Source organism: Chitiniphilus shinanonensis DSM 23277 (genome assembly GCF_000374805.1).
Classification (GTDB): domain Bacteria; phylum Pseudomonadota; class Gammaproteobacteria; order Burkholderiales; family Chitinibacteraceae; genus Chitiniphilus; species Chitiniphilus shinanonensis.
The window spans coordinates 1-13,334 of sequence record NZ_KB895353.1 but is presented as its reverse complement, the minus strand read 5'-3'; the positions used below and the strand labels follow the sequence as shown (position 1 = coordinate 13,334).

Here is a 13,334-nt window from a genome sequence, read left to right as displayed (position 1 = left end):
AAAAAGGGGTAATGCGGAACAGCCGGATTTCACTGCCAACACCCCGAACGGAAAATTCTGATCCCGCGCCGAACGACCAGCGATGGGATAAGCGCGCGCCTGTTTTCCAAGGGCGGGGCCGGTTCGTCGCTGCGGGTGGGGCAAAGCCATCCATGGCGGGGAGATCGACGAAGCGCTGGGCCCGAATTGACGGAAATGGATATTTCCCTCAATGCAATTGATCGGTGAATTGACGTGTTCGAGCATATTGAACGCCCCCTGGGACGGTCAAACATCAGCAGTTGTTAATATGGTTTGCCCACCCAATCGGCGGGGGATGGGTTTTTCCCCGTCTTGAAAGCTTGCAATTGTCGTTTTTGGGAAAAATCCAATCCGGCTTTCGGGGTAATTGGCCTGTTTATTTGATTGAAATCAAATTCTGACTTCTTCTGTCGTGTACGCGTGAGAAGTGGCGAGGTTCCCATGTCGGCCCAAGAAAAAAGGGCCGTGTCGCCGACTGCCGTTCATCAGTCCCTTTTATGGTGGGGCCATCCGAAGCGGATTGTTCCGTACAGAGAATTCCGTCTGCCCGACCACCCGCCGGGCGCCGCTTTGCAAGCCGTGTCCGGCTGCGCACGGAAACCCGGCCCACCCGCGATCCGTGCCCACCCGTCGGATGCCGCCACCTTGCATATCGGCGATCCGACGCCCTGCTCCCCAGGGGAAGCGCCGTGGTCCCGGGCGGAGCCGCCCGGGCCGCGGCGATGCCTCTCGATGGGGCGGCCGACTACACCTTGTAGCGCTGGATCTCGGTCTGCATGGCGTGGGCCAGGCTGCGCAGGTCGTTGCTCGATTCGGAGGTGCGCAGCGCGGCGGCGCTGGTCTGCTCGGACATCTGCGCCACCTTCTCGATCTCCTGCGCCATCATGGTGCTGGCGGTGCTCTGCTCGCGCATCGCCGACGAGATCTGGCCCACCTCGGTCACCACCGAATCGGTGCTGTGGCGGATCTGCCGGATCGCCTCGTTGGCGCGGCCGGCGTGCACCACGCCTTCCTCCACTTCCTGCACCGCCCGGCGCATTGCCTCGACCGTCTGGTTGGCCTCCAGCTGGATGGCGCCGACGGTGGTGTTGATCTCGGCGGTGGACGACGCGGTGCGCTCGGCCAGCTTGCGCACCTCGTCGGCCACCACGGCGAAGCCGCGCCCGGCCTCGCCGGCGCGGGCCGCCTCGATGGCGGCGTTCAAGGCCAGCAGGTTGGTCTGGTCGGCGATTTCCTTGATGGTGTTGACCACGCTGCCGATGTCGGCGGTGCGCCCGACCAGCGATTCGATATTGGCCGACGAATCCTGCACCCGGTCGGCGATCAGGTTGATACGTTCGATGGTCTCGCCGATCACCGTGCCGCCGTCGCTGGCGAACTGGCCGGCATGGCGCGCGATCTCGTCGGTGCTTTCGGCGCGGTCGGCCACGTGGTTGACGCTGACCGTCACCTGCTGCACGCCGGCCGCCATGCTGGTGGTCGATTCGCTCACCTTCTGCGACGCGGTGGACAGTTCGGTGGATGCGGTGGCGACCTCGCCGGCGTGCGCGCCCACCTTGTGGCCGATGTCGGTCAGGCTGCGCAGGCTGGCCTGCATGGCGTCGAGCAGGCCGTCGAAGGCGCGGCTGGTCTCGGCCACCTCGTCGCGGCCGCTGTCATTCAGGCGCTGGGTGAATTCGTAGTTGCCGGCCACGCCGACCACGAAGTCGCGCAGGTGGGCCAGCGGCCTCACCACCGAGCGGGTGATCAGTTCGCCGATCAGCAGCAACAGCAGGATCGCCGCCGCGCACGCCACGCCCTGGATGGTGAGCAGCGTGCGGAAGTGCTGGTCGATCAGGTCGTTGCATTGCTTGGTCAGCGCGCCGTAGTACTGCACGATGGCGGTGCGGCGCTCGAACACCTTGGCGGCCTGCGGCGCGGTGACCGTGCGCACTTCGCGGGATGCTTCGTCCTTCTGGTGCGCGGCCGAGACGGCGATCACCTTGCGCGCCAGATTGAAGTACGTATCCAGTTCCTGGCGGGCGGCCTCGTAGTTGGCGCGGTCGGTGTCGTCGCGCACCACCTTGCCGTAGGCGTCCAGGTGCTCGTAGAGCCGGGTGCGCGCGGTCTCGAACCGTTCCTGCGTCTGCTTCATGTCGGCATCGTTGGATTCCAGGATGTGCAACAGCAGCTCGCGGCGGGAATCGGCGAAGTTCAGGTCCAGTTCGCTCAGTGTGCCCAGGGTGGGCACGATGCGATCCGACAGGGTCTGCACCGACTCGTTGGCCCGCTCGATGTACACCCAGGTCAGCAGCGACATCAACAGCACGACCAGCAGGCCGGTGGCGCCCAGCAGGCGCACTCGCATTCCGATTTTCATCTCATACCTCGCAATCGCGTTCGATTGGTTTGCCAGATTTCTTTTCCATGCCTTTGTAACGTTGCGGTTCGTGCTAATCGATAGGAATCATCGGGTTCGGCAACCAGGGGTGCTGGACGAACAGGCAAAGGCAATGGCGGCGTGCGTCGTCGGGGGAGGGGGCGCGCACGCCGCTCGGCCCAGGGGGAGCGGGCGATAGCCAAAGTATGGCGGGCGAGCGGGGAGGGACATGCGCCAGATGGCCGTCCCCCCGTTGGAGGGGGCCGTGGCGAATTGGCGGGAAATCGCACCAATGTGGTGCATGAGCGCGTGTCGGCCGGACGATCCGCCGCGCGACAGCCCGCTGCGCCAAGCCGTGGCCCACCGGGCGGCGAAGCGGGTTGCGAGGATGGGGTGGCGGGGCCCGGGTGGCTCACGCGCCCGCGCGGGCCGCATCGCCCGTCGTGCAAGGCCGACGGACGGCGCCGCGTTGGAAGGTGGATGCGCCCTGGCGGCTACACGCGATAGCGCGCGATCACCTGCTGCATGTCGCGCGCCAGGCTGTGCAGGTCGTTGCTGGCCTCGGAGGTGCGCAGCGCGGCGGTGCTGGTCTGCTCGGACATCTGCGCCACTTTTTCGATTTCCTGCGCCATCGACGTGCCGGCGGTGCTCTGCTCGCGCATGGCGGACGAGATCTGGCCCACCTCGCCGACCACTGATTCGGTGCTGCGGCGGATCCGCTGGATCGCCTCGCTGGCCTGGCCGGCGTGCGCCACGCCTTCCTCCACTTCCACCACCGCGCGTTGCATCGCCTCGACCGTCTGCCGGGCTTCGCGCTGGATGGCGGACACGGTGTCGTTGATCTCGGCGGTGGACGACGCGGTGCGCTCGGCCAGCTTGCGCACCTCGTCGGCCACCACCGCGAAGCCGCGCCCCTGCTCGCCGGCGCGGGCCGCTTCGATGGCGGCGTTCAAGGCCAGCAGATTGGTCTGGTCGGCGATTTCCTTGATGGTGTTGACCACGCTGCCGATGTTGGCGGTGCGTTCGACCAGCGATTGGATGTTGGCCGACGAATCCTGCACCCGGCTGGCGATCTGGTTGATGCGCTCGATGGTCTCGCCGATCACCGTGCCGCCTTCACTGGCGTACTGGCCGGCATTGCGCGCGATCTCGTCGGTGCTCTCGGCGCGGTCGGCCACGTGGTTGACGCTGACTGTCACCTGTTCCACCGCCGCCGCCATGCTCACCGTCGATTCGCTCACCTTGTGCGACGCCGCGGACAGCTCGGTGGACGCGGTGGCCACCTCGCCGGCATGCGCGCCCACCTTGCCGCCGATGTCCGACAGCTCGCGCAGGCTGCCTTGCAGCGTGTCGAGCAGGCTGTCGAAGGCGCGGCTGGTCTCGCCGACCTCGTCGCGGTCGGTGGCGCCCAGGCGCCGGGTGAATTCGTAGCTGCGTCCCACCTCGGCGACGAAATCGCGCAGCCGCAACAGCGGCCCCGCCACCGCGCGGGTGATGTATTCACCGGTGATCAGCAGGCCCAGCGCCGCCACCGCGAACACCACCCCCAGCGTGGTGAGCAGCGCGCTGAAGCCCGCGTTCACGCTGTCGCGCGAGCGCTGGGTCAGCACGGTGTAGTAGTCGCCCATGCGATCCAGCGCGTCGAACACCTTGCCGGCCTGCGCCGCGCCCGGCCCCAGCGCCTGCTGCATCGCCTGGTCCTTCTGCTGCTGCTTCGAGGCATCGAGCGCCTGGTGCGCCAGCACGAAGTAGGCGTCCAGCTCGCGGCGGAATTCGTCGGAGTTCTTCTGGTCGGTGTCGTCGGAAATCGTCTTGTTGTATTGCGCCAGGCTCTCGCGGATCAGCTTTTCCGAGTGGTTGAACTCTTCCTCTACCTGGCGCATGGCCGCTTCGTCGTGGTTGAGCACGTGCACCAGCAGCTCGCGCCGGGTGTTGCCGAATTCCACGTTGAGCTGGGTCAGCAGCTCCAGCGTCGGCACGATGTTGTCGGTGAGGTTCCGGACCGGCTCGCGGGCGCGCTCGACGAAGACCCACGCCACCACCACCGTGACCGCCACCACCAGCAGGCCGGCGATGCCCAGCGAACGTACCCGTGTGCCGATCTTCATGTCGTTCCCCTCGGTTCGAAAGACGTCGTTGCCCCGGCGGGGCTGGATACGGCCGCTATGGTGGCCGGTGCGCCTGTTCATCGCATCCCGCCGCCTTCGATGTATAGCGAGGCGCAAATCAAAATGCGATGAAAAATCAGTGGCGTGTCGGGCAGGCGCAACGGCGGGAAAAAACGGGCGAACGGCAAGGGGAGGGCGGCGGTATCGGGCGGGGCCCCGCCAAGGGGGCGAGGTCGCGAACGGCTTGGGGGGCGAATCGACCTTCGCACCCACGTTTCAAGGCCGATCCGCCCTGGGAAACCTGGATGCAAAAACGCCCCGCCTTGGTCTGCGGCGGGGCGCGGAGCGGGGCGTTGGCCCCCCTGGCTGAAGCTGGCTAGACCTTGTAGCGCTCGATCACGCGCTGCATGTCGCGGGCCAGATCGTGCAGGTCGTTGCTCGATTCGGAGGTGCGCAGCGCGGCGGCGCTGGTTTCCTCGGACATCTGCGCCACCTTCTCGATCTCCTGCGCCATCATGGTGCTGGCGCTGCTCTGCTCGCGCATGGCGGACGAAATCTGCCCCACCTCGTTGACCACCGATTCGGTGCTGCGGCGGATCTGCTGGATCGCCTCGCCCGCCTGGCTGGCGTGCGTCACGCCTTCCTCCACCTCCGCCACCGCGCGCTGCATCGCCTCGACCGTCTGGTTGGCCTCGTGCTGGATGGCGGACACGGTGTCGTTGATCTCGGCGGTGGACGATGCCGTGCGCTCGGCCAGCTTGCGCACCTCGTCGGCCACCACGGCGAAGCCACGGCCCTGCTCGCCGGCGCGCGCGGCCTCGATGGCGGCGTTCAGCGCCAGCAGGTTGGTCTGGTCGGCGATCTCCTTGATCACGTTGACCACGCTGCCGATGCTGGCGGTGCGCTCGACCAGCGAAGCGATGTTGGTCGACGAATCCTGCACCCGGCCGGCGATATGGTTGATGCGATCGATGGTCTCGCCGATCACCGTGCCGCCGTCGCTGGCGAACTGGCCGGCGCTGCGCGCGATCTCATCGGTGTTTTCGGCGCGGTCGGCCACGTGGTTGACGCTGACCGTCACCTGCTCCACGCCGGCGGCCATGCTGGTGGTCGATTCGCTCACCTTCTGCGACGCGGTGGACAGCTCGGTGGACGCGGTGGCGACCTCGCCGGCGTGCGCGCCCACCTTGTGGCCGATCTCGGTCAGTTCGCGCAGGCTGCCTTGCAGCGTGTCGAGCAGGCCGTCGAAGGCGCGGCTGGTCTGGGCCACCTCGTCACGGCCCGCGTCGTGCAGGCGCTGGGTGAATTCGTAGTTGCGCGCCACGTTGGCGACGAAATCGCGCAGGCGGAACAGCGGCGTCACCACCGAGCGGGTGATCAGCTCGCCGACGACGACCAGCACCAACGCCGCCAGCGCGCACACCCCGAGCAGCGACGACAACAGCGTGGAAAAGCCCGAATCGATGTCGCGCTGCGCCTGCTCGGTGATCTTGGCGTAGTAGGCGCTCATGGTGTTGAGGGTGTCGAACACCTTGACGGCGTCGGGCGTGGCGTCGCGCACCGTCTGGGTGGCCTCTTCCTCGCGCAGTTGCCGCGACAGCTCCATCACCTGCCGCGCCTTGCCGTAATACACCGCCAGCTCCTGGCTGAGGCGCTCGGAATTCCGCCGGTCCGTCTCGTCGACCAGGCTCTTGTTGTACTGCGCGATGCTTTGCTGCAACGCGTCGTGCAGCTGCGTGATCTGTTGCTCGTTGGCCTGCATCTGCTGCGGATCGGTGTTCAGTACGTGCAGCAGCAGCAGGCGCCGCACCTCCGAGTATTCCTGGTTGATCTTGCCGATCAGCGCCAGGGTGGGGATGACGTTGTCACCCATATTCTTGACCGGCACCTTGGCTTTTTCGATAAAGCTCCACGTCAGCAGCAGCGCCAGCAACAGCACCGCCAGGCCGGCGAACCCCAATAGACGGACCCGCATTCCTATCTTCATTTGTCCATTCCTCTTTGCATGATGTGATGGGGCATTGCTGGCGCAATGTCCGACTGGCATTGGCTTTCGTTCCGGAATTGCCGCTGGGTGGGGTAATGCGTAATGCCCGATATCTGGAACCCGGCTTGGGATGAAAGCCGGCCCGAATGGGACGCGCCCGGCCGGCTTGGAGGATGGCGGAATGCCTTGTTTCGAGCCGGGCGGGATGGGGCGAGATTAATCATTTGCTGATAAACGGGTCAATTGGTTGATCATGCTTCCGGCATTGCCCCACCTATCCGGATGGGTGGGGCGATTTGCCGGGTTTGCCCAATTGATTTGTTCTTTATCAAATATTGCCGGGCAAATGGAAAGCATCCGGTTTTCAGCAAAAAAGGCGTTATTCACCTAATACCCCATTCCACCAAAGCCTTACCTCGGGAACAGTTTTTTTGGTGACAACTTTTCTCTTTCATTCGAGCGTCCGGGCATGGGCCGGCGGGCCATGCCTGGCCTCATGGATGGGGTGGGGGCCGGTGGTCGGCCGTGGCAGCTGCCGGCGACGCGGCGCCTGGGGCGAAGGCGTATCGCGAGGTCAGGCGCGCGTGACTGGCAAACGGGTGGCCCGCCTGCGGGGCGCCGCTTGCTGCGACAGCAAAAAAGGGCGGCCCGGCCGGGGGTTGCAGCGGGATTGTCAAATTTTGTCTGGCATGACGCGTAAAAAATCCTGCTGGACAAGAATGCGCACCGCATCCCAAACGCGCTTCCTGCTTAGGTCGGAAGTGGTATTGGCGTAAGTTTTTTCTTGTCGAGGATGGGTGGCCCGCTTCAGGTATTCCCCGGGCATTGTCCGCCGTCAACGCCTCGTCGATTGCTGCGTCGCAGCATCCGCGCCAATGCATGTCATGGCATGCATCCCGTCTGTCACGCGAGTAGATCCAATGACACCAGCTATCTCGGCGCGGCGCCGCTTCCGGCCCGGCGCAAGGGGGGCGGCTTGCCTCCTGTTCCTGGCTGGCCTGGCGTGGTCGGGCCCCAGTTGGGGCTTGTCCAATGTCCAGGTCACGTCGTTCAGCGATACGCCCGACCCGGTCAGCGCCACCGCCGAACTGGTCTACGCCGTCACCGTGGAGAACGGCGGCGACATGCTGGCCAACGATGTGGTGGTCACCACCGACATCCCCGCCGGCGCGTCGTTCCTGTCGGTGTCCGACTCGCGTTGCGCGCAGCAGGGCGCCCAGGTGGCGTGCCAGTTCGGCGCCCTGGCCGATACCGGCGGCGGCGGGGGCAGCCCGATCGCCTATTCGATCCGCCTGCGCGTCACCGCCGGCGGCGGCAGCGTGCTGAGCAGCACCACCACCATCGCCAGCGCGTCGCCGGACGCCAACCCCGGCAACAACAGCGCCACCCAGGCCACCACCGTCACCAGCGGCACCGACCTCGCGATCTCCGGCGGCGGCAGCGCCACCGCGGTGGGCGGCGGGCCGGTGCAATACACGGTGAACGTGGTCAACCACGGCCCGGATGCCGCCAACGGCACGCGGGTGCGCTACACCCTGCCCGCCGGGGTCAGCTACGGCAGCGCCAGCGGCGGTGGCTGGAGTTGCAGCGCCGCCGGCCAGCTGATCACCTGTACCCGCGGCGGCGCCAGCGCGCCGGGCGCGTTGCCGCAGATCACCATCAACGGCACCGTCACCGGCTCCAGCAGCGGCACCGTCACCGCGTCGATGACGGTGGACGCCACCACGCCGGACGGCCTGCCCGACAACAACACCGCCACCTTCGACACCGCCATCGCCAGCGGCACCGACCTGGCGATCACCAAGAGCGCCACCAGCCCGCAGATCGGCGGCGAAGCGGTGACCTTCACCCTGCGGCCGCGCAACAACGGCCCCATCGCTGCCAGCACCGTGACGGTGAGCGACAGCGTGCCGGCCGGCTACGCCATCCAGTCGGCCAGCGGCACGGGCTGGAACTGCGGCATCGCCGGGCAGCTGGTCACCTGCACCCGCGCCAGCTATGCCATGGGCGCCAGCAACGACATCGCCATCGTCACCACCGCGCCCGCCAGCGGCAGCTACACCAACACCGCCACCATCGGCAGCGCCACCACCGACCCGGTGCCGGCCAACAACAGCGGCTCGGTCAGCGCCAGCATCCAGCAGCAGCAGTCCGACCTGAGCCTGACCAAGACCAAGACGCCCAACCCGGTGGCGGTCGGCAGCAACATGATCTCCACCATCGCGATCAGCAACGCCGGCCCGGCGGCCCGGCTGGCGCCCATCGTCGTCACCGACGTGCTGGGCGCCAACGAGACCTACGTCAGCGGCAGCGGCAGCAACTGGTCGTGCGTGCTGACGGTGCCCGCCGCGCCGCAGACGGTGACGTGCACCTACAGCCAGAACCTCGCCAACGGCGCCTCGGCCCCGGCGCTGACCGTGGTCACCCGCGCCGGCGCGGCGGGCAGCCTGACCAACAACGCCACCGCGCTGCCGTCCGGCCTGTGCGCCACCGACGCCAGCCAGTGCGACCTGAACCTGGTGAACGATTCGGGCTCGGTCAGCGTGACCGCCACCGCGCAGACCGCCGACCTGGCGCTGACCAAATCGATTCCCGACCCCGCCGACGATCCCCTCGCCGCCACCGACAACAGCCTCACCTACCGCCTGACCGTCACCAACCTGGGCCCGGACGACAGCACCGGCATCGCGCTGCGCGACACCCTGGCGGCCCACTACAGCAGCGGCACCGGCGTGACGGTGAGCGCCAACACCATTCCCGGCATGACCTGCGGCATCGCCGGCGCGCTGGTGTCCTGCAACGGCGGCGCGCTGAACAACGGCGCCAGCGGCTACGTCGATATCACGCTGACCCGGCCGCTGAAGGATGGCGCCATCGAGAACGTCGCCACGGTGAATTCCACCGACGTCGGCGATCCCGACCGCCTGAACAACCGCGCCACGGTGTCGTCGGTCATCGACCCGGTGGCGGATCTGGAAGTGGTCTCCAAGACCGTCAACCCGGCCACGGTGAAGGCCGGCGTCGAGGCCACCTACGTCATCACCGTGCGCAACAACGGCCCGTCGGCCGCGACCGCCGTGGCCGCCAGCGATACCTTCAGCGTGCCCGGCGGCGACAGCGGCTTCACCTTCATCTCGGCCGTCGCCTCCAACGGCGGCGCTTGCAGCGGCCTCACCGCCGGCACCAGCTACACCGGCAACCCGGCGCTGAACTGCACCTGGTCGGGCAGCGTGGCCACCGGCGCCACCCGCACCGTCACCGTGGTGGTGCGCCCCAACTGGATGGCCGGCAGCGCGCAGCGCCAGCTGGGCAACCAGGCCGCCGCCAGCACCACCACCCACGACGCGCAACCCGCCAACGACAGCAAGAGCGCCACGCTGCTGATCGACCCCGCCCAGGTGGACATGCTGGTCAACGTCACCGATGCCGCCGCCGTCGGCGCCGGGCCCGACCCGCTCGGCTACGACCCGGTCAACCTCGGCGACAACGTGATCGTCTACCGCGTCACCGCCACCAACAACGGCCCGTCCTACGCCAGCGGCATCACGCTGACCAATGTGTTCACCCCGCCGGCCGGCAAGCGCTACACCTTCCTGTGCGACAGCGACACCGCCGCCGGCGCGCGCCAGTGCACCCCGGCGCCGGCGCAGTGCGACAACGTCGGCGCCAGCTACCAGGGCGTCGCCGCCACCATCACCTGCAACGCGCCCACCGGGCTGATCAGCGGCGAAGGCCACGTGCGCTTCCTGGCGTTCCGCATCGAATCCGCGCCGGGCGCCGGCGGCGACGTGTATCGCCTGCAAAGCACCGTGGGCCGCAACGAAACCGATAGCAACGCCGGCAACGACAACGCCGACGAAACCACCACCGTGCGCATCCGTGCCGACCTGGCGCTGACCAAGGTGGCGTCCGCCGCCCGCGTCAGCCTGTTCGAGCCGTTCACCTGGACCATGGCGGTGCACAACAAGGGGCCGGGCGACAGCCTGACCACCACGCTGACCGACACCCTGCCGGCCGGCATGGAGTTCATCGGCGCCAGCCCGGTGACGCCGTCGCAAGGCAGTTGCAGCGTGACCGGCACCCAGTTCAGTTGCGACCTGGGCACCGTCGCCAACGGCGGCGACGCCAGCGTGACGGCGCGGGTGCGCCACACCGTGTGGCCGGCCGGCGGCAGCGTGACCAACACCGCGCGGGTGACCACCAGCGAAGTGGACCCCACCGCGCTCGACAACACCGCCAGCGGCACCGTCGCCATCGTGCGTTCCTCGCTGGCCGGGCTGGTGTACTTCGACCGCGCCGGCAACGGCGTGCTCGACGCCGGCACCGATCCCGGCATCGCCGGCGTCGCGCTGCAACTGAGCGGCGCCGACGCCTGGGGCAACCCGGTGGCGCGCAGCGCGACCAGCGACGTGGACGGCAGCTACCGCTTCGCCGACCTGCCGCCGTCCGGCGCGGCCGGCTACACCGTCACCCAGACCCAGCCCGCCGGCTACCACAGCGTGCGCAACGCCGCCGGCAGCGCGGGCGGCAGCGTGGCCGGCGACACCATCGGCGGCATCGTGCTGGCGGCCGAGACCGACGCCACCGGCTACCTGTTCGGCGAAACCCAGGCCACCGGCCTGTCCGGCGCGGTATATGTCGATGCTGACGCCAACGGCCAGCGCGACCCCGGCGAGGGCGGCATCCCCGGCGTGACCATCACCCTGACGGGCACCAGCAACAGCGGCGACGCCGTGCACTGCACCACCGTCACCGACAGCGCCGGCAACTTCGTCTTCCCGGCCGCCGGCGCCAGCGGCCAGTGCGCCGCGATCCCGCCCGGCACCTACGCGCTGACCGAAACCCAGCCCGCCGGCTTCAACGACGGCGGCGCCACCGCCGGCAGCGCGGGCGGCGACACCGGCGTGGCCAATGTCATCGGCAACGTGGTGCTGGCGGCCAACACCGCGGCCAGCGGCTACCTGTTCGGCGAAGTGGGCACCGGCATCTCCGGCCAGGTGTACGTCGATCTGAACGACAACGGCCAGCGCGATCCGGGCGAGCCGCCCATCGCCGGCGTGACCATCGTGCTGGAAGGCACCGACGTGCTCGGCCAGCCGTTGCAGCGCACCGCCGTCACCGACGCCGCCGGGCAGTACCTGTTCCTCAACGTGCCGGGCGCCGACGCGGCCGGCTACACCCTGCGCGAGACCCAGCCCGCCGCCTGGGGCAACGGCAAGAGCCGCGCCGGCAACATCGGCGGCACGGTGAACGGCGACGTCATCAGCGCGATCCCGCTCGGCGCCTCGCAATATGCCGGCGGCTACGACTTCGGCGAAGTCGGCGGCGCGCTGGCCGGCACGGTCTACCTCGACCGCAACGACAACGGCGTGCGCGACAGCGGCGAAGCCCCGCTGCCCGGCGTGGTGGTCACCCTGAGCGGCACCGGCGCCGACGGCAGCACCGTCCAGGCCAGCGTCACCACCGACGCCGACGGCCGCTACCGCTTCGAGCATCTGCCCAAGGCCGGCCCCGGCGGCTACACCCTGAGCGAGACCCAGCCCGCCAACTATGGCGACGGTCGGGCCAGCGCCGGCAGCGCCGGCGGCAGCGCGGGCGTCAACACCACCGGCGGCATCGCGCTGCCGGCCGGCGTGCGCGCCACCGGCTACGACTTCGGCGACACCGTCGCCGCCACCGCCACGGTGGCCGGCAAGGTGTGGATCGACTACGACCACAGCCGCGACCAGGACGGCGCCCGCGCCGGCAGCGGCCAGTCGGGCTGGACGGTCGAGCTGCTGCGCGGCGATGCATTGGTCGCCAGCGCCCAGACCGACGCCGACGGCGCCTACCGCTTCACCGACGTGCTGCCCAGCATCACCGTTGGCGACCATTACCGCCTGCGCTTCGTCAGCCCGCGCGGCTATGTCTACGGCGTGCCGGTATCGCCCACGCCGCCGGGGCAGGGCGCCTTCGAGCAGCACTCCATGCCGCGCGCCCAGCGCGAACGGGTGGACGGCATCGTCGGCCTGTACCTCGGCGCCGGTGCCGACGTCACCCTGCAAAGCCTGCCGCTCGACCCGTCCGGCGTGGTGTACGACAGCGTGCGCCGCGTGCCGGTGGCCGGCGCCACCGTGCGCCTGGACGGCCCGGCCAGCTTCGACCCGGCGCTGCATCTGGTCGGCGGTCGCGCGGTGCAGGTGCAGACCACCGACGCTTCCGGCATCTACCAGTTCCTGCTGATGCCGGGCGCCCCGGCCGGGATCTACACCCTGGGCCTGAGCGCACCGGCCGGCTACGCGCCGGGCGTCTCGACCATGATCGCGCCGTGCGCCAACCCCGTGACGGTGCTGGGCTCGCCCAACCCCGCCCTGGTGCAGGACAGCATGAGCCCGCCGCCCGCCGCGGCGCCGCAACACCAGCCCGACGCCTGCCCGGCCACCAGCGCCGGCCTGCTGAGCGGGCGCGGCAGCACCCAGTACTACCTGCAACTGGCGCTGACGCCGGGGCAATCGGCCAACCTGGTGAACAACCACCTGCCGGTCGATCCGATCCTCAGCGGCGCGCTGGTGGTGCGCAAGACCAGTCCGCTGACCAACGTGCAGATCGGCGATCTGGTGCCGTACACCATCGTGGCGCAGAACACGCTGGCGGCGCGCCTGGCCGACGTCGACCTGCGCGACCAGCTGCCGCCCGGCTTCAAGTACCGCAGCAACAGCGCCACGGTGGACGGCGTGCGCCAGGAGCCCACCGTGGCCGGGCGCGCGCTGACCTGGTCCGGCCTCGACTTCGAGGCGGGGCAGCAGCGCACCGTCAAGCTGCTGCTGGTGGTCGGCACCGGCGTCAACCAGGGCGACTACGTCAACCAGGCGTGGGCGCT

General features: G+C 68.7%; 5 protein-coding genes. 1 reads left to right on the top strand and 4 read right to left on the bottom strand.

From position 1 onward, the window contains the following. Positions 1–766: 766 nt before the first annotated feature. The 4 genes from C556_RS21835 to C556_RS23165 form a co-directional block, all read right to left on the bottom strand. Entirely contained in the window at positions 767–2,380 is a 1,614-nt protein-coding gene (locus C556_RS21835; RefSeq protein WP_245559264.1) for a methyl-accepting chemotaxis protein, read from the bottom strand. Positions 2,381–2,874: 494 nt separating this feature from the next. After that, complete coding sequence (locus C556_RS20745) at positions 2,875–4,488, bottom strand: methyl-accepting chemotaxis protein (protein ID WP_018749270.1); 1,614 nt, start codon at positions 4,486–4,488, stop codon at positions 2,875–2,877. A 376-nt stretch (positions 4,489–4,864) separates the two neighbouring features. After that, the gene (locus C556_RS20740) at positions 4,865–6,475 is read right to left on the bottom strand and encodes a methyl-accepting chemotaxis protein (protein ID WP_245559263.1); all 1,611 of its coding nucleotides are present in this window, start codon (positions 6,473–6,475) and stop codon (positions 4,865–4,867) included. Positions 6,476–6,691: 216 nt separating this feature from the next. Beyond that, positions 6,692–6,862, bottom strand: a complete 171-nt coding sequence (locus tag C556_RS23165) for a hypothetical protein (RefSeq protein WP_157236211.1) — start codon at positions 6,860–6,862, stop codon at positions 6,692–6,694. A gap of 638 nt (positions 6,863–7,500) precedes the next feature. Between C556_RS23165 and C556_RS0116045 the strand changes: the two genes are divergently transcribed. Then, positions 7,501–13,334, top strand: a 5,834-nt coding sequence (locus tag C556_RS0116045; protein WP_018749268.1) for an SdrD B-like domain-containing protein, incomplete at its 3' end; no start/stop codon positions are given.